This window comes from Streptomyces sp. LARHCF249, from assembly GCF_052871255.1.
In genome coordinates this window covers 46,575-63,522 of the sequence record NZ_JBIXJQ010000020.1, presented here as the reverse complement: position 1 = coordinate 63,522, position 16,948 = coordinate 46,575, and the positions used below count along the sequence as shown (strand labels likewise).

The following is a 16,948-nucleotide window of genomic DNA, read 5'->3' as shown; positions in this document are numbered from 1 at the left end:
CAGAACGGCGTCTTCAAGGTCACCAAAGCGCTGTTTATCGTCAGGCAGACGACTATGATCGCGGCATGTCGCCCTACGACCCGTCGGCCTTTCCGCCCTTTGCCGTCACCGTCGACCTGGTCGTGCTCACCGTGCGGCGCCACGCGCTCTGCGCGCTGGTCGTCCGGCGGGGTGAGCAGCCGTTCCAGGGGCGCTGGGCGCTGCCCGGCGGATTCGTGCGCGGAGACGAGGACCTCGCAGCGGCCGCGGCCCGGGAACTCTCCGAGGAGACCGGGCTGTGCGCCCACGACCCCGCCGTGCCGGGCGCGGGCAACGGGGCCCATCTCGAACAGCTCGCCACCTACGGTGACCCGAAGCGCGATCCGCGCATGCGCGTGGTCAGCGTTGCGCACCTGGTGCTGGCCCCCGACCTGCCGGCGCCCCGTGCGGGCGGGGACGCCAACAGCGCCCGCTGGGCTCCCGTCGACGAACTGCTGGCATCCGAGGAGCAGACCTCCGCCGGACTCGCCTTCGACCACGCCCGGATCCTTGCCGACGGCGTCGAGCGCGCCCGCTCGAAGATCGAGTACTCCTCCTTGGCCACCGCCTTCTGCCCGCCCGCGTTTACCGTCGGCGAGCTGCGCCGGGTCTACGAGGCGGTCTGGGGCGTGGCCCTGGATCCGCGGAACTTCCACCGCAAGGTCACCGGGACCCCCGGGTTCCTCGTACCGGCCGGAGGGACGACGACCCGTCAGGGCGGGCGCCCGGCACAGCTGTTCCGCGCAGGCGGGGCCACCCTGCTCAACCCGCCGATGCTGCGTCCGGAGGTCTGACGCAGCGACACCGGCCCCGGCCGCCGGCTCGGCCCCGGCACGCCTGCCCGACGCGGCGGCAATATCGCCATCCCATCGGACCGGTTGCGCCGTAAATCGGACATATCGCGTTATCTTGCTTGCGGTACCCACGCTGCCGCAGAGCGGTCTCACACCCCGCGAGAGAAGCGATGCTCCAGGCCATCGGACTTACCAGCACCCCCCGTCCCGACGCCCCGCCCCTCGTGGACGACCTCACCTTCGAGGTCCGCCCGGGGAGCGTGACCGCCCTGCTCGGCGAGCCGGGATCGGGCAAGACCACCGCACTGCGACTCATGCTCGAACTCGAACCGGGCCGCGGCGTCACCTACTTCCGCGGTCGCCCGCTGCACCGGATCCCGTATCCCGGCCGTGAGGTCGGCGTGCTGCTCGGCGATGTACCCGGGAACCCCGCGCGCACCGTACGCAACCAGCTGCGGATGCTCTGCGCCGCCGCGGGGGTGCCGGCCTCCCGGGCCGACACCATGCTCGAGGTCGTCGGGATCGCCGGCCTGCGGGACCAGCGGCTCGGCTCGCTCTCGCTGGGCATGGAACGGCGGGTCGCGCTGGCCGCGGCACTGCTCGCCGACCCCTGCACCCTGGTGTTGGACGAGCCCGCCGCCGGCCTCTCGCCCCGCGACAGCGGCTGGCTGTACGGGCTTCTGCGCGGCCACGCCTCCCTCGGCGGAGCGGTGCTCTTCACCACCGCCGACGCCAAGGAGGCCGCCCGCAACGCCGACCGGGTCGTCAGCGTCGAGGCGGGCCGGCTCGTCGCCGATCAGGACGCCGCCGAGTTCGCCCGGACCCGGCTGCGGCCGCGGGTCGCCGTGCGCACCCCGCACGCGGCCCGGCTGGCCGACGTACTGGGCCGGGAGGCCCGGGCCGCCCAGCGCGCGGTGGAGATCGTGGAGGAGAGCGGCAGCCGCCTGTCGGTGTACGGCAGCAGCTGCGCGGAGGTGGGCGAGGCGGCGTTCAAGCACGGCGTCCTGGTCCACCGGCTCGCCGACGAGACCGGAGACGCCGGAGCTCCCGCGTCGCCGGTCCCGCACGCCCGGGCCGCCGCCGACGCGGTCTCCGACGCGCCTTCCGGCACGGATCCCGGCGGCCCGGCCCGCGAAGCGGCTCCCGGCGCGAGATCGAACGAAGCCGCCGGCTGGGGCGGGCGGTCCCGGCGCGCCCGGTCCCGGCGGCCCGCCTCGGCGGTGCGCCGCGTCGGCGGACCCATGCGGCCGCTGCGCTACGAGCTGCTGCGGGTCTTCGGCACCGCCACGCCGGTCCTCACCACCGCGCTCGTGGCCGTCGTCTCCGTCCTGACCGCCCTCGTCCTGGCCCGGGCCGGGCACACACCGCAGAACCGGCTGCTCGCCGCCTGGCCCGAGCTGCTGCCGCTGCCGCCCGCGGCCCTCGGCGCGGGCCTGCTCGGCGCCCTGGCCTTCGGCGAGGAGTACCGCTACCCCGCGCTCGCCGCCGACCGGGGCACCGTGCCCCGCCGGATGGGACTGCTCACCGCCAAACTCGGCGTCTGCGCCGTCCTCGCCCTCCTCCTGGGCACCCTCGTCGTGGTGGCCGACGCCACCGCACTCGCCCTCGTCTTCGACCGCGGCCCGCTGCGCACCCCGGTGGAGTGGCTTTCCCCGGCCGCGAGTTGGGCGGGGCTGCTCATCGGCTGCGCCTGGGCCGGCGTCCTGGCCTCCGGCGTCTTCCGTTCCGCCACCGCGGGCCTGGCCGCGGTACTCGCCGTGCCGGTGATGGTGGTGCCGCTGGTGCGCAAGGTGCTGGAGGGTTCGTCCGCGTACCCGGTCACGGGACTCGGCCCCCGGCTGCGGAGCCTGACCTGGGTGCAGTGGCCGCCGGAAGCGGACCGCCTGGTCACGGGGGCCCTGCGGGTGATGGCCCAACCCGTCGGCACCGCTCTGGTGCTGTCGCTGATGGTCCTGTTGTGCGCCTATGGGTTCACCGGACTGCGCAGCCGGGTCCGTTGGTGATCGTTCCGATGCGCAGAAGGCCCGTACGAGACCGTTGGAGTCCACCTCGCGTGATGCGGACCGCAACTCCCCGTAAAAGGCCCGGTTCTTTACGATAAGTCGTCAATTGCGCGGGTGGCACCGATCACCCTTTCGTGTGCTTTTCACCAAAGACCTCAAGGGTGATGGAGGCACGGCCGACAAAGGATTCGTGAGTACCCTTGCGCACACCATGATGACCGCCGCCCGCCATGCCGACTCCGGCCTCGCCGGCCCGGGCGAACTCGACCGCTACCCCTACGCGGAGGCCCCCGGGTCCGACCGCGCCGCAGCGCCCCACTGGGACGGCGCCGACGTCGAGTTGAGCCGCGTCGGCCGCCGCGCGGCCGGCAGTCGCGGCCGCGGACTGCACGGCCAACTCGTCCAGCAGCTCGGTCAGATGATCGTTTCCGGCGATCTCGGGGCGGACCGCCCGCTGGTCCCCGAGGAGATCGGCCAGCGCTTCGAGGTCTCCCGGACCGTCGTCCGCGAGTCGCTGCGGGTCCTGGAGGCCAAGGGCCTCGTCAGCGCCCGCCCGAACGTCGGCACCCGGGTCCGCCCGGTGGCCGACTGGAACCTGCTCGACCCCGACATCATCGAGTGGCGGGCCTTCGGCCCCCAGCGCGACGACCAGCGCCGCGAGCTGGGCGAGCTCCGCTTGACCATCGAGCCGCTCGCCGCCCGCCTCGCCGCCGGGCACGGCCGCCCGGACATCCAGCAGCGCCTCGCCGACATGGTCGAGATCATGGGCCACGCCCTCGGTCAGGGCGACTCGATCACCTTCGCCCGCGCCGACAACGAGTTCCACGCGCTCCTCATCCAGGTCGCGGGCAACCGCATGCTCGAGCACCTCTCCGGCATCGTCTCCTCCGCCCTCCAGGTGTCCGGCAGCCCGGTCACCGCGTGCGACCGCCCCAGCGAAACCAGCGTCGCCCACCACGCGCGGATGGTCGAGGCCCTCGCCACCGGTGACGCGACGGGCGCCGAGAACGCCATGCGCCAGCTCCTGACGGTGCATCCGGAGGTCGAGCGCGTGGTCCCCGCCCCGCGCGAGCACTGACGGGCGAGCGCGCGGGGGCGCGGGAGTGCACGCCGGTGTCGCCGGGCCCTGGGGAGGGTCCGGCGACACCGGCGTGCGGTGCCGCATCCCGGCCGGGCAGGAACCGTGCGTATGACCCTATGACCGGCATTGGCGCATACGGGGTGTGACTCGGGCCACGAAGATTGGGCGTAACGCTCTGCGAGGTCACGCGATGACTTAAGAGGTGATGGCCGACGGAGGGAAGACAGCAGCCCTTGCGGGTGCTGTGCAGCTCCCCGGTCCCTGCCTGCGCCCCCGGCCCATCCCCAGTCGGTGGTCGTCGGCTCCGGTCCAGCACCACCAGGCCCGGGGTCGGAAGCCGTTCCCATCGTTCCGAGAGGTTGTTCGTGTCGGCCAGCACATCCCGTACGCTCCCGCCGGAGATCGCCGAGTCCGAGTCTGTGATGGCGCTCATCGAGCGGGGCAAGGCCGAGGGGCAGATCGCCGGCGATGACGTGCGTCGGGCCTTCGAGGCTGACCAGATTCCTGCGACCCAGTGGAAGAATGTTCTGCGCAGCCTCAACCAGATCCTCGAGGAAGAGGGTGTGACGCTGATGGTCAGTGCCGCGGAGTCGCCCAAGCGCACCACCCGCAAGAGCGTCGCAGCGAAGAGCCCGGCCAAGCGGACGGCCACCGAGCCCGTTGCCAAGAAGGCGGCGGCGAAGACGGCGGCGGCGCAGCCCGCCGCCACCGCCGCCGCGGCCCCGGCGGCGGACACGATGGACCCGGAGACCACGGACGCCCTCGCGGAGGAGCCCGGAACCGAGCCCGCCGCGAAGAAGACGGCGGCCAAGAAGACGGCGGCGAAGAAGGCCGCGCCCGCCAAGAAGACCGCGGCCAAGAAGACGGCGGCGAAGAAGACCGCGGCCAAGAAGGACGCCGACGCCGGTGACGAGGAGACCCCGGACGAGGGTCCCGACGCGGCCAAGGCCGAGACCGAGGAAGAGGACGAGGGCGGCGAGAACAAGGGCTTCGTCATCTCCGACGACGAGGACGACGCCCCCGCCCAGCAGGTGGTCGTCGCCGGAGCCACGGCCGACCCCGTCAAGGACTACCTCAAGCAGATCGGCAAGGTTCCCCTCCTCAACGCCGAGCAGGAGGTCGAGCTCGCCAAGCGCATCGAGGCGGGTCTCTTCGCCGAGGACAAGCTGGCGAACTCGGACAAGCTGGCGCCCAAGCTCAAGCGCGAGCTGGAGATCATCGCGGAGGACGGCCGCCGTGCGAAGAACCACCTGCTGGAGGCCAACCTCCGCCTCGTGGTCTCCCTCGCCAAGCGCTACACCGGCCGCGGCATGCTCTTCCTCGACCTGATCCAGGAGGGCAACCTGGGTCTGATCCGCGCGGTCGAGAAGTTCGACTACACCAAGGGCTACAAGTTCTCCACGTACGCGACCTGGTGGATCCGCCAGGCGATCACGCGCGCCATGGCCGACCAGGCCCGCACCATCCGCATCCCGGTGCACATGGTCGAGGTCATCAACAAGCTCGCCCGCGTGCAGCGCCAGATGCTCCAGGACCTGGGCCGCGAGCCCACCCCGGAGGAGCTGGCCAAGGAACTCGACATGACCCCCGAGAAGGTCATCGAGGTCCAGAAGTACGGCCGCGAGCCGATCTCCCTGCACACGCCGCTCGGCGAGGACGGCGACAGCGAGTTCGGCGACCTGATCGAGGACTCCGAGGCCGTCGTCCCGGCCGACGCCGTGAGCTTCACGCTCCTGCAGGAGCAGCTGCACTCCGTGCTCGACACCCTGAGCGAGCGGGAGGCCGGCGTGGTCTCGATGCGCTTCGGCCTCACGGACGGCCAGCCCAAGACCCTCGACGAGATCGGCAAGGTCTACGGCGTCACGCGCGAGCGCATCCGCCAGATCGAGTCCAAGACGATGTCGAAGCTGCGCCACCCGTCCCGTTCCCAGGTGCTGCGCGACTACCTCGACTGACGGGCCCCGGTCCGGCGGCGCGAGCGGCACCGGCGCCCGTGGCCGCGCGGGTGCGCACGGCCACCAGGCATCCCACTCTGGGTGGAGTCACGCACACTCGGAGTCAGGAGATCTCATGCGTCGTCCCATTGCCCGCGCTCTGGCGGGAGCGCTGACCCTGGCGGCGGGAGCGGCCGCAGCACCACTGGCCCAGGCGCCGCACGCGGCCGCGGACAGCGTGGTGATCGGCGGCAAGCCGGTCAAGGCCGGCGAGAGCCCCTGGGTCGTGGCCCTCGCCAGCCGTGACCGGTTCGGGGGTACGCGGGGCGGGCAGTTCTGCGGGGGTGTCGTCGTGGCCCCGGCGAAGGTGGTGACGGCGGCCCACTGCCTGGGCCGCGACGTGCTGGGCGGCCCGGTCGAGTCGGTCGGCGACTTCCGGGTGATCGCCGGGCGTACGGAGCTGCGGGCGACCGACGGCCGTGAGATCGCGGTGCGCGGAGCCCGGGTGAACCCGGATTACGACCCGGTCAGCAACGCCGGCGACCTCGCCGTCCTGGAACTCGCGGAATCCCTTCCGGCGCACTACGTCCTCCCCATGGCCGGAGCGGGCCACACCGCCTACGCCCCGGGAACCGAGGCGGCCGTGTACGGCTGGGGCGACACCAGCGGCTTCGGTGACTACGCGTACGCGCTGCGTGCCGCGCGGGTGGGCGTGCTGTCCGACGAGGCCTGCGAGCGGGCGTACCCGGGAGACGCGAACGGGCAGTACCGGGCGGAATCGATGGTGTGCGCCGGCGAAGGCGACGGGGGCAAGGACGCCTGCCAGGGGGACAGCGGCGGGCCGCTGGTGGCTCAGGGGCGGCTCATCGGCCTGGTGTCGTGGGGGCGCGGCTGCGGACGGGCCGACAGCCCGGGGGTCTACACTCGCATCGCTCCGCTGGTCGACTTCGTGACGGCGCCGGAGAGCGGCGCGCAGCCCGCCGGGGTCCGGGACTCCCACTCCGACGCCACGAGGGCCTCCGGGACGGGTGCAGGGCCCGTGCGGGGCATCGCACGGAGTAGGGCACGTAGCCGCCGACCGTGATGGAGCGGCCCCGGGCCCGGATGTGAGGACGGGCGGCACCCCTGGGTCTCAGGAGTGCCGCCCGTCGACCGGCCTGGCCGGTCCTGGCTCGTCGGATGCGAGGAACAGGCTGTGTCAGCGGTCCTCGGGCTCGGCATGGGCAGCCGGAGCGGACGTGAGCCGCTCGGTCTCATCCTGTATTTCCGCGGCGATCTTCTTGAGTTCCGGCTCGAACTTGCGACCGTGGTGGGCGCAGAAGAGCAGTTCACCGCCGCTCAGCAGGACGACGCGCAGATATGCCTGGGCGCCGCAACGGTCGCATCGGTCAGCGGCCGTCAGCGGGGTCGCGGGTGTCAGAACAGTAGTCACGTCGCCTCTTCTCTAGCTCGACGAGCTGTCGTACCAGGGTCAACATCCAACCAGGCCGAAAACGTTCCCGCTCGCGGCTTTTCCTCGAAACTTCCTTCCGAAGCTGGCCGGCTGTTGCCGGTTGGCGGCGAAGGAGCCGTATTGCGTTGCTTTACGGTTTCGCGTTGTCAGTCGTGCGCTTGTCGCAGTTCCATCCTCCCCCAGCGGGAGCGCCAGGTTGTTCATGAGGACGTGCCCGAACACTAAATGGTTCATGCGCGGAAGGGAACGTGATGTTTCCTTCACCCCCACGGGGGATCGAACATCCGTGCGGACCTGGACTAGGGTGAGCAACGCGCACGGGTGGCGTTGCATCGGCTCTACCTGGCCTCGGTACCCTTCGACCGGCAACCGAGCCACCCCTGCGCCCCAGCGGGCCAGAAAAGAAATTCAGCGAGGAGCGAACTGCGTGACCGCCGACACGTCCGTGCCTTCCAGCGCGCTGCTGTCCGGAGCAGACCGGGACGGTTCCAACTACACCGCGCGGCACCTGCTCGTCCTCGAAGGGCTGGAGGCCGTCCGCAAGCGCCCCGGCATGTATATCGGCTCGACCGACAGCCGGGGCCTCATGCACTGCCTCTGGGAGATCATCGACAATTCCGTCGACGAGGCCCTGGGCGGGTACTGCGACCACATCGAGGTGATCCTCCACGAGGACGCCTCCGTGGAGGTCCGGGACAACGGCCGCGGCATCCCCGTGGACGTCGAGCCCAAGACCGGCCTGTCCGGCGTCGAAGTCGTCATGACCAAGCTGCACGCCGGCGGCAAGTTCGGCGGCGGATCGTACGCGGCCTCCGGCGGCCTGCACGGCGTCGGCGCCTCCGTGGTCAACGCCCTCTCCGCCCGGCTGGACGTCGAGGTGGACCGGGGCAGCTCCACGCACGCGATCAGCTTCCGCCGCGGCGTCCCCGGGATGTTCATCGAGCAAGGCCCCGACAGCCCCTTCGACCCGGCGAACGGCCTGCGCAAGGTCAAGCGGATCCCCAAGGGCAGGACCGGCACCCGGGTCCGCTACTGGGCCGACCGGCAGATCTTCCTCAAGGACGCCCGGCTCAACCTGGAGACGCTCTACCAGCGCGCCCGCCAGACCGCCTTCCTCGTCCCCGGCCTGACCCTGGTCGTCCGCGACGAGCGGGGCATCGACGGGGCGGGCAAGACCGAGGAGATGTTCCGCTTCGACGGCGGCATCAGCGAGTTCTGCGAGTACCTCGCCCAGGACAAGGCCGTCTGCGACGTACTGCGCCTGACCGGCACGGGCACCTTCAAGGAGACCGTCCCGGTCCTCGACGACCGCGGCCACATGACGCCCACCGAGGTCACCCGCGAGCTCGGCGTGGACATCGCCCTGCGCTGGGGCACCGGGTACGAGACCAACGTCAAGTCCTTCGTGAACATCATCGCCACCCCCAAGGGCGGCACCCACGTCTCCGGCTTCGAGCGCTCGGTCGCCAAGACCGTGAACGAGGTGCTGCGCTCGGCGAAGCTGCTGCGCGTCGCCGAGGACGACGTGGTCAAGGACGACGCGATGGAGGGCATGACGGCCGTCGTCACCGTCCGCCTCGCCGAGCCCCAGTTCGAGGGCCAGACCAAGGAGGTCCTGGGCACCTCGGCGGCCACCCGGATCGTCGCCGCGGTCGTCGCCAAGGAGCTCAAGGCCTTCCTGACCTCGACCAAGCGCGACGACAAGCAGCAGGCGCGCTCGGTGATGGAGAAGATCGTCGCGGCGGCCCGGACCCGGATCGCCGCGCGCCAGCACAAGGAGGCGCAGCGCCGCAAGACCGCGCTGGAGTCCTCCTCGCTGCCCGCCAAGCTCGCCGACTGCCGCAGCGACGACGTGGACCGCAGCGAGCTCTTCATCGTCGAGGGCGACTCGGCCCTCGGCACCGCGAAGCTCGCCCGCAATTCCGAGTTCCAGGCGCTCCTGCCCATCCGGGGCAAGATCCTCAACGTCCAGAAGTCCTCGGTTTCGGACATGCTCAAGAACGCCGAGTGCGGGGCGATCATCCAGGTCATAGGAGCCGGCTCGGGCCGGACCTTCGACATCGACGCCGCCCGGTACGGGAAGATCGTCCTCCTCGTCGACGCCGATGTGGACGGCGCGCACATCCGCTGCCTGCTGCTCACGCTCTTCCAGCGGTACATGCGGCCGATGGTCGAGGCGGGCCGGGTGTTCGCGGCCGTGCCGCCGCTGCACCGGATCGAGCTGGTCCAGCCGAAGAAGGGCCAGGACAAGTACGTCTACACGTACTCGGACAACGAACTGCGCCAGACCCTGCTCGAGTACCAGCGCAAGAACATCCGGTACAAGGACTCGATCCAGCGCTACAAGGGCCTCGGCGAGATGGACGCGGACCAGCTGGCGGAGACCACCATGGACCCCCGCTTCCGGACCCTGCGCAGGATCAACATCGGCGACCTCGACTCCGCCGAGACGGTCTTCGACCTGCTCATGGGCAACGAAGTGGCCCCGCGCAAGGAGTTCATCACCAGCTCCGCGGCCACCCTGGACCGCTCGCGCATCGACGCCTGATCCGGCGGGTACGCCTCGCACACCGCCGCTCTTCGCTCCATCACCTGAAGGAGTGAAGAGCGACGGGACATCAGTCCGGAAAGCGACCATTGAGCACATCCTTGTGAACACGCGGCCAATGCGGCAGCGGACAAGGAGAGTTCGGTGGACAAGCACGCAGGTCGTGATGCCGGAACGATCCGGCTGGACGACCCCTGGTACGACGCGCTGGCCGTCGGCTGGGGCGAGGGAGCGGACGCCTCCCCGTCCCACCCGGCCCCCGGCGGCCACCCCGCGCACGGCGCATCCGACATCTACCTCGAAGTGCAGCGCAGTGCCGCCTTCCAGGAGGTCCGCAGCCGCTACCGCAGGTTCGTCGTCCCCGCGACCGCCGGTTTCCTCCTCTGGTACGTCGCCTACGTGGTCGCCGCCACCGCAGCCCCCGGCCTGATGGCCCGGCCCGTGGCGGGCGCGGTGAACGTGGCCATGCTGGCGGGGCTCGGCCAGTTCCTCAGCACCTTCCTGCTGACCTGGGCCTACGCCCGGCACGCGCGGCTGCGCCGGGACCGGGCCGCGCTCGACCTGCGCTGGACCGTCTTCGAGCAGGAGCGCGGCCAGGAGCGGAACAGGGCGAAGGGGGCCGGCCGGTGACCACCGAGCACCAGACCCTCGCGCTGATCCTGTTCAGCGTGTTCATCGCGGTGACCCTGGGCATCACCACCTGGGTCAGCCGCAACCGGCACGGGTCGGCGGAGGAGTTCTACGCCGGCGGGCGACTGTTCTCCCCGATGGAGAACGGTTTCGCCATCGCGGGCGACTACATGTCCGCCGCCTCCTTCCTCGGCATCTCCGGGCTGATCGCCCTCTTCGGCTACGACGGGATGCTGTACTCGATCGGGTTCCTGGTCGCCTGGCTGGTGGTGCTGTTCCTGGTCGCCGAACTCGTCCGCAACTGCGGGCGTTTCACCCTCGCGGACGTGGTCGCCGCCCGGATGAGCGAGCGGCCCGTGCGCATCGCGGCGGGCACCTCCTCGGTGGTCGTCTCCGTGCTCTACCTCGTCGCGCAGATGGTGGGCGCGGGCAGCCTGGTGGGACTGCTGCTGGGGAGTTCGAGCGCCGCGGCCCGGACGCTCACGGTGATCGGCGTGGGCGCCCTGATGGTGGTCTACGTGTCCTTCGGCGGGATGCGGGCCACGACGTGGATCCAGATCGTGAAGGCCGTGCTGCTGATGGGCGGGGCGATCACCCTGACCGTGCTCGTGCTCCTGCGCTTCCACGGGAACATCGACCAGCTGCTCACCACCGCCGCCGACCGCAGCGGGCACGGGCTGCGCTTCCTGAGCCCCGGCCTCAAGTACGGCGGGGACTGGACGGCCCGCTTCGACTTCATCAGCCTGGGCCTCGCGCTGGTGCTGGGCACCGCCGGGCTGCCGCACATCCTGTCGCGCTTCTACACCGTGCCCACGGCCCGGGCCGCCCGCCGGTCGGTGGTGTGGGCGATCGCCCTGATCGGCGGCTTCTACCTGATGACCATCGTGCTCGGCTTCGGAGCGGCCGCCCTGCTGGGCCCGGACCAGGTACGGGCCTCCAACGCCTCGGGGAACACGGCCGTTCCGCTGCTCGCCGCCTTCCTCGGCGGCGGCGCCGGTTCCACCGGGGGCGCGGTGCTGTTCGCCTTCGTGGCCGCCATCGCCTTCGCCACCATCCTGGCCGTGGTCGCCGGGATCACCCTCGCCTCCTCGGCCTCCGTGGCGCACGACCTGTACGCCTCCCTCAAGCGGCGGCACGCCAGGCAGCGCAGCGAGGTGTCCGTGGCCCGGGCCGCGGCCGTCGGCATCGGGGCGGTGGCGATCGCGCTGGGGCTGCTCGCGCAGAACCTCAACGTCGCCTTCCTGGTGGGACTGGCCTTCGCGGTGGCCGCCTCGGCCAATCTGCCGGTGCTGCTGTACTCGCTCTTCTGGCGCGACTTCACCACGCGGGGAGCCGTCTGGGCGGTGTACGGGGGCCTGGTCCCGGCGGTCCTGCTGGTCCTCCTGTCGCCCGTGGTCTCGGGAAGCCCCGAATCGCTCTTCCCGGGCGTGGACTTCCAGGTCTTCCCGTTGCAGAACCCGGGCATCGTCTCGATCCCGCTGGGCTTCCTGGCGGGCTGGCTCGGCACCGTCACCTCGGGTGAGGAAGCGGACGAGCGCAAGCACGCGGAGACCGAGGTGCGTTCGCTGACCGGGGCCGGCGCGGTCTGAGCGCGTTCACGAGGCGTCGGACGGCCGCCAGGTGTAGCGGTGTTCGGGGCGGCCGGTTTCGCCGTAGCGCAGGGCGAGCGTGACCCGGCCGGTGCGGTCCAGCAGCTTCAGGTAGCGCTGGGCGGTCTGGCGGCTGATGCCCGCGCGGTCGGCGATCTGCTGGGTGGAGAGCGGGCCTTCGGCCGAGAGCAGGACCTGGCGGACCACCTCCGCGGTGGTGGGGGAATGGCCCTTGGGGAGGTCGTTCGGGGACCCGGCGGTGGCCAGGGCGCCGAAGATCCGGTCCACCTCGGCCTGTTCGGCCTCGCCGCCGGTCTCCAGGGTGCGCCGGAGCGTCCCGTACGCCTCCAGCTTCGTCCGCAGGCCGGCGAAGGTGAAGGGCTTGACCAGGTACTGGAGGGCGCCGAGGCGCATGGCGGCCTGGACGGTGGCCAGGTCGCGGGCGGCCGTCACCATGATCACGTCGGTGCGCAGGCCCCGTTGGCGCAGGCGGCGCACCAGGTCCAGGCCGTTCTCGTCCGGGAGGTAGTGGTCGAGGAGTATCAGGTCCACGGGATGGGCGGTGAGGAAGTCGAGGGCCTCGGCCGCCGAATGGGCCTGGGACGCGACCCGGAAACCGGGAACCTTCGCCACGTACGCCGCGTTGATCCGGGCAACGCGCATGTCGTCGTCGACGACCAATACGCGGATCGGGGTCTCGTTCATCGCAGGGCCTCCGGGAGTACGACGGAGAACTCCGCCCCTCCGTCCGCTGCCTCGCCGGCCCGGGCGCTGCCGCCCTGCCGTTCCGCGAAACGGCGCACGAGGGCGAGGCCCAGCCCGCGCTCGCGGTGAGCCTCGGGCTGTTTGGTCGACCAGCCCTCCGTGAAGATCTCCTCGCGGCGGGCAGCGGGGACCCCGGGGCCGCTGTCGCGCACCCGCAGCACGGCTGTGCGGCCCTCGGCGCTCACCTCCACCTCGACCAGGGGCGCCGTCGAGCCGGCGGCGGCGTCCAGGGCGTTGTCCACCAGGTTGCCGAGGACGGTGACGAGGCCACCCGGGTCGACCACGCGGTCGGGGAGGAAGCTGGTTCCGGCCAGCCGCAGAGGGACGCCGCGCTCCGCCGCGACGGTCGCCTTGCCCACCAGGAGGGCCGCCAGCAGGGGATCGCGCACCTTCTCGGTGACCTGTTCGGCGGTGGTGCGGTGCACCCCGGCGACCTCGGTGACGAACTCCGCCGCCTCCTGGTGCAGGCCCAGCTCCAGCAGGCCGAGGAGGGTGTGGAGGCGGTTCGCGTGCTCGTGGTCCTGGGCGCGCAGGGCCTCGATCAGGCCCCGGGTCGAGTCGAGCTCGCGGCCCAGGCGCTCGAGCTCGGTGCGGTCGCGCAGCGTGGCGACGGCGCCGCCGTCCTCGGTGGGCATCCGGTTGGCGACCAGGACGCGCGGGCCTTGGACGGTGACCAGGTCCCGGCCGGTGACGCGGCCCGACAGGACGTCGGCGGTGCGCCCCGTGCCCAGTACGTCGTCCAGCGGACGTCCGGCGAGGGAGGCGGCGGAGTCCGGCGTGAGGCCGAGCAGGCGGGCGGCCTCGTCGTTGACCAGCCGGATCCGGCCCTGCCGGTCCAGGGCGATCACGCCTTCGCGGATGGAGTGCAGCATCGCCTCGCGCTCGGCGAGCAGGCCGGCGATGTCGGAGAAGGCGAGGTCCCGGGTCTGCCGGTGGATCCTGCGCGACAGCAGGTAGGCGGCGAGTGCGCCCGCCGCGAGGGCCCCGCCCGCGTAGGCCAGCAGGCCGGGGATGGCGCCGAGCAGCCGGTCCTGGACGCTGTCGTAGGCGATGCCGACCGAGACGGCGCCGACGATCTCGCCGTCGGCGGCCAGGAGCGGCACCTTGCCGCGGGCCGAGCGGCCCAGGGTGCCCTCGTCGATCTCCATGACCTCGCGGCCCGCCAGGGCGTCGCTGGGGTCGGTGGAGACGGGCAGCCCGATCCGGTCGGGGCTGGGGTGCGAGCGGCGGATGCCGTCCAGGTCGAGGACGACCACGTACTCGGCGCCGGTGGCCCGGCGGATCCGCTCGGCCGAGGCCTGCACGGGGCTGTCCGCCGAGGCCCCGGAGTCCAGCAGGCCGGCGGACAGCGAGGGGTCGGCCGCGGCGCTCTGGGCGATGGCCAGGGCGCGCCGCATGGCCTGGTCGTCGAGCTGTGCGCTCAGCGGGGCCAGGAACAGCCCGGTGGCCAGCACGAGGACCCCGGCGGCGATGGCCAGCTGGGTCAGCAGGATCTGGGAGACGGCCCGTCTGGGCAGCCCGAGGCGCCGAGCGCTCATGAGGAGGAACCGCATGAGGAGCAACGGTAGGTCGGTTCCGGCGTAAGCGGAATGTGCATCGTGTACACAATTGCTTGACCCGGACTCCATGCCGACCCGGCTGTGGACCCGATGCCGCGGCCCGACCGTCGAGCCGCGTCCGTTACGGGATCGGCTGCGGCGGGCGCGGTCCCTGGTACTGCCCGCTCGGCCGCATCCGCAGCGGCCGCTCCTGGTACTCCTCCAGCGCGTGCGCGATCCACCCCGCCGTGCGCGCCACCGCGAAGACCGTCTCCCCGGCCTCCGCCGCCATCCCGCACGACACCGTCAGCACGGCCAGCGCCAGGTCCACGTTCGCGTGCAGCCCGCCCTGGCGGCCCATCACCGCGGCCACCTCGCGCGCCGCGGCCAGCGCGGGAGCCGCCTGCGGCAGGCCCTCCAGGCGGTCGAACAGCGCCCCCGCCCGCGGGTCCTCCCCCTGGTACAGCCGGTGTCCGAGCCCCGGGACCCGGCGCCCGGCCCGCAGGTACTCCGCCACCACCGGCGCGGCCCCGCCCCGCTCCAGCACCTCCACCAGCATCCGGTGCGCGAGCCGTCCGGCCGCTCCGTGCAGCGGCCCCTCCAGCGCGCCGAGCCCGGCCGACACCGCGGCGTACGGATGGGCCCGGGCGGACGCTGCCACCCGTACGGCCAGGGTGGAGGCGGCCAGATCGTGGTCGACCAGCAGCGCCAGCGCCAGGTCGAGGGCGGCCAGCGCGTCCGGGTCGGGCTCCTGCCCGGTGAGCCGGGACCACAGCTGCCGGGCGATGCGGGCGTCCCCCGCCCAGCGGGCCGGGCCCAGCACCGGCAGCGCGCCGACCAGCGTGGGGATCAGGCAGCGCGCGGAGCCCAGTACGGCCTCCTCGGACAGGTCGAAGCGCAGCGGGTCCGCGACCGCGGCGGCGGCGACGGCCACCCGCAGCCGGTCGACCGGCCCGCTGTGCTCGGGCAGGGCCGCCACCGCCCGGCGGGCCGCGGCGAGCGGCTCCGGGGGAGCGGTGAACCGCGCCCCGTGGGCGAGGCTCCCCGTCCAGAGCCACTCCGCCACCTCCTCGTAGCGGTACCGCGAGGCCAGGGCCACGGCGTCCACGCCCCGGAAGTAGTAGCGGTCGGACTCGATGAGCGTGAGGGCGGTGCGTACGGAGAGCTCCCCGGCGGGCGGGGCCGCCGCCTCGCGGCGGCTGCGCCGGGCCAGTTCCTCCACTTCGGCGGCGTCGAAGGTGCTGCCGCGGCCGACCTGGTCGCGCCGGCTGGTGAGCTGGCCCCGGCTGACGTACGCGTACACCGTTGCGGGCTTCACACCGAGCAGTTCGGCGGCCTGCCGGGTGGTGAGCCGTCGCTCTTCGTTCATGCACGCCAGCTTACATATGTTGATTCAATCAATATTGACATGGACGTTCTCAATCATCGATGGTCGGTGCATGAACACCACCACCGCTGCAGTGCCCCGCGGTCTTGCGGGAGTCGTGGTCACCGAGACCGAACTCGGTGACGTCCGGGGGCGTGAGGGCTTCTACCACTACCGCCAGTACTCGGCCGTCGAGCTCGCCGAGAGCCGGAGCTTCGAGGACGTGTGGCACCTGATGTTCCGCGGCGCCCTGCCCGCGGACGCGGCCCGGCGCGCGGCCTTCGCCGCCGAGATCGCCCCGCTGCGACGACTGCCCGCCGACGTGCGCGACGCCCTCCCCGCCCTCGCCCGGGCCTCCGCGCTCTCCGGACCGCTCGCCGGACTGCGCACCGCGCTCTCGCTGCTCGGCGCGTCCGCAGGATTCCGCCCGGTCTACGACCTCGACCCGGGCCGCCGGGCCGCCGACGCCCTGGCCGCCTGCGCCGCCGTACCGACCCTGCTCACCGCGCTGCACCGGCTGGGGCAGGGGCTGGAGCCGGTGGAGCCGCGCGACGACCTCCCGTACGCCGCCAACTACCTGTACATGCTGACGGGTCAGGACCCGGACCCGGTCAAGGCCCGTGCGATAGAGCGGTACCTGATCTCCACCATCGACCACGGATTCAACGCCTCCACCTTCACCGCCCGCGTCATCGCCTCGACCGGCGCGGACGTCGCGGCCTGCCTGACCGGTGCGATCGGGGCGCTCTCCGGCCCGCTGCACGGCGGCGCCCCGAGCCGGGCCCTGGACACGCTGGACGCCATCGGCACCGTGGACCGGATCGGCCCGTGGATCCGCGAGCGGGTCCTGGCGGGAGAGCGGATCATGGGCTTCGGCCACCCCGTCTACCGCACCGAGGACCCCCGCTCACGGATGCTGAGGGGCATCGCCCGCGAGTTCGGCGGACCCCTGGTGGAGTTCGCCGTCGAGGTCGAGCGCCAGGTCGAGCAGATCCTCGCCGAGCTCAAGCCGGGCCGCGAACTGCACACCAACGTGGAGTTCTACGCGGGCGTGGTCATGGAACTGTGCGGGCTGCCGCGCGAGATGTTCACCCCCACCTTCTGCGCGGCCCGCGTGGTGGGCTGGAGCGCGAACATCCTGGAACAGGCCACCGACTCGAAGATCATCCGTCCGGCCGCCCGGTACACCGGGCCCACCCCGCCGCAGCCGGTGCCCGCGCCGGCCTGAC

At 72.3% G+C, this 16,948-nt stretch carries 13 protein-coding genes; 9 read left to right on the top strand and 4 right to left on the bottom strand.

The window, feature by feature from the left end:
- Positions 1–65: 65 nt before the first annotated feature.
- From ACIPUC_RS35525 to ACIPUC_RS35505, 5 genes are all read left to right on the top strand, one after another.
- Complete coding sequence (locus ACIPUC_RS35525) at positions 66–812, top strand: NUDIX hydrolase (RefSeq protein WP_446594517.1); 747 nt, start codon at positions 66–68, stop codon at positions 810–812.
- A 170-nt stretch (positions 813–982) separates the two neighbouring features.
- Positions 983–2,815 (top strand): ATP-binding cassette domain-containing protein, encoded by a 1,833-nt coding sequence (locus tag ACIPUC_RS35520; protein ID WP_446594516.1) that lies wholly within the window; start codon positions 983–985, stop codon positions 2,813–2,815.
- Positions 2,816–2,951: 136 nt separating this feature from the next.
- The gene (locus ACIPUC_RS35515) at positions 2,952–3,893 is read left to right on the top strand and encodes a FadR/GntR family transcriptional regulator (protein WP_446594515.1); all 942 of its coding nucleotides are present in this window, start codon (positions 2,952–2,954) and stop codon (positions 3,891–3,893) included.
- Positions 3,894–4,255: 362 nt separating this feature from the next.
- Positions 4,256–5,851 (top strand): RNA polymerase sigma factor, encoded by a 1,596-nt coding sequence (locus ACIPUC_RS35510; RefSeq protein WP_446594514.1) that lies wholly within the window; start codon positions 4,256–4,258, stop codon positions 5,849–5,851.
- A gap of 115 nt (positions 5,852–5,966) precedes the next feature.
- A complete protein-coding gene (locus tag ACIPUC_RS35505) occupies positions 5,967–6,914 on the top strand; it encodes a serine protease (protein WP_446594513.1) in 948 nt (315 codons plus the stop codon).
- A 114-nt stretch (positions 6,915–7,028) separates the two neighbouring features.
- On the opposite strand, the gene ACIPUC_RS35500 is transcribed toward ACIPUC_RS35505, so the two are convergent.
- The gene (locus tag ACIPUC_RS35500; protein WP_030028922.1) at positions 7,029–7,262 is read right to left on the bottom strand and encodes a DUF7455 domain-containing protein; all 234 of its coding nucleotides are present in this window, start codon (positions 7,260–7,262) and stop codon (positions 7,029–7,031) included.
- A gap of 448 nt (positions 7,263–7,710) precedes the next feature.
- Here ACIPUC_RS35500 and ACIPUC_RS35495 point away from each other — a divergent pair, with 448 nt between their 5' ends.
- From ACIPUC_RS35495 to ACIPUC_RS35485, 3 genes are all read left to right on the top strand, one after another.
- Complete coding sequence (locus tag ACIPUC_RS35495) at positions 7,711–9,831, top strand: DNA gyrase/topoisomerase IV subunit B (protein ID WP_446594512.1); 2,121 nt, start codon at positions 7,711–7,713, stop codon at positions 9,829–9,831.
- A gap of 144 nt (positions 9,832–9,975) precedes the next feature.
- Positions 9,976–10,461: a DUF485 domain-containing protein gene (locus ACIPUC_RS35490; protein ID WP_446594511.1), complete on the top strand. Its 486-nt coding sequence runs from the start codon at positions 9,976–9,978 to the stop codon at positions 10,459–10,461.
- Positions 10,458–12,050, top strand: a complete 1,593-nt coding sequence (locus tag ACIPUC_RS35485; protein WP_446594510.1) for a solute symporter family protein — start codon at positions 10,458–10,460, stop codon at positions 12,048–12,050. The genes ACIPUC_RS35490 and ACIPUC_RS35485 overlap by 4 nt, the downstream gene beginning before the upstream one ends.
- Before the next feature lie 6 nt (positions 12,051–12,056).
- Here the strand turns inward: ACIPUC_RS35485 and ACIPUC_RS35480 are convergent, their stop codons facing one another.
- The 3 genes from ACIPUC_RS35480 to ACIPUC_RS35470 all read right to left on the bottom strand — a co-directional run bounded on the left by ACIPUC_RS35480 (position 12,057) and on the right by ACIPUC_RS35470 (position 15,722).
- The gene (locus tag ACIPUC_RS35480) at positions 12,057–12,755 is read right to left on the bottom strand and encodes a DUF7342 family protein (RefSeq protein ID WP_446594509.1); all 699 of its coding nucleotides are present in this window, start codon (positions 12,753–12,755) and stop codon (positions 12,057–12,059) included.
- On the bottom strand, positions 12,752–14,368 hold the full coding sequence (locus tag ACIPUC_RS35475) for an ATP-binding protein (protein WP_446594508.1): 1,617 nt from the start codon (positions 14,366–14,368) through the stop codon (positions 12,752–12,754). Before ACIPUC_RS35475 ends, ACIPUC_RS35480 begins: the two co-directional genes overlap by 4 nt.
- 127 nt (positions 14,369–14,495) lie before the next feature.
- On the bottom strand, positions 14,496–15,722 hold the full coding sequence (locus tag ACIPUC_RS35470; RefSeq protein ID WP_446594507.1) for a citrate synthase: 1,227 nt from the start codon (positions 15,720–15,722) through the stop codon (positions 14,496–14,498).
- Positions 15,723–15,792: 70 nt separating this feature from the next.
- Between ACIPUC_RS35470 and ACIPUC_RS35465 the strand changes: the two genes are divergently transcribed.
- Complete coding sequence (locus tag ACIPUC_RS35465) at positions 15,793–16,947, top strand: citrate synthase/methylcitrate synthase (RefSeq protein WP_446594506.1); 1,155 nt, start codon at positions 15,793–15,795, stop codon at positions 16,945–16,947.
- The last annotated feature ends 1 nt before the right edge of the window (position 16,948 follow it).

Excerpts from the sequence above, each read along its gene's own strand:
- ACIPUC_RS35525 (WP_446594517.1), top strand. The coding sequence starts at position 66 with ATGTCGCCCTACGACCCGTCGGCCTTTCCGCCCTTTGCCGTCACCGTC.
- ACIPUC_RS35520 (WP_446594516.1), top strand. The coding sequence starts at position 983 with ATGCTCCAGGCCATCGGACTTACCAGCACCCCCCGTCCCGACGCCCCG.
- ACIPUC_RS35505 (WP_446594513.1), top strand. The coding sequence starts at position 5,967 with ATGCGTCGTCCCATTGCCCGCGCTCTGGCGGGAGCGCTGACCCTGGCG.
- ACIPUC_RS35480 (WP_446594509.1), bottom strand. The coding sequence starts at position 12,755 with ATGAACGAGACCCCGATCCGCGTATTGGTCGTCGACGACGACATGCGC.
- ACIPUC_RS35475 (WP_446594508.1), bottom strand. The coding sequence starts at position 14,368 with ATGCGGTTCCTCCTCATGAGCGCTCGGCGCCTCGGGCTGCCCAGACGG.
- ACIPUC_RS35470 (WP_446594507.1), bottom strand. The coding sequence starts at position 15,722 with ATGAACGAAGAGCGACGGCTCACCACCCGGCAGGCCGCCGAACTGCTC.
- ACIPUC_RS35465 (WP_446594506.1), top strand. The coding sequence starts at position 15,793 with ATGAACACCACCACCGCTGCAGTGCCCCGCGGTCTTGCGGGAGTCGTG.